General features: G+C 46.2%; 1 tRNA gene. It reads left to right on the top strand.

What is annotated here, in order from left to right:
- Positions 1 to 35 precede the first annotated feature (35 nt).
- A tRNA-Glu gene (locus H5118_RS20465) sits at positions 36 to 111 on the top strand.
- Positions 112 to 223: the final 112 nt, after the last annotated feature.

Below are 223 nucleotides of genomic sequence, written 5' to 3'. Positions count from 1 at the left end.
CTAAAAATTCAGTTGTCCTAGTGACACATTTATGTGTCCCCATCGTCTAGAGGCCTAGGACACCGCCCTTTCACGGCGGTAACAGGGGTTCGAATCCCCTTGGGGACGCCACTTACTTATTTTAATAGGGAAGTGTAGTGTTATTAAGAAAGCTCGCCTGAAACGAGTCTAAAAATTCAGTTGTCCTAGTGACACATTTATGTGTCCCCATCGTCTAGAGGCC

It is taken from the genome of Pseudoalteromonas sp. SR41-1, assembly GCF_014164015.1.
In the GTDB taxonomy this organism is placed as follows: domain Bacteria; phylum Pseudomonadota; class Gammaproteobacteria; order Enterobacterales; family Alteromonadaceae; genus Pseudoalteromonas; species Pseudoalteromonas distincta.
This window is presented reverse-complemented; position numbering and strand designations above follow the sequence as displayed.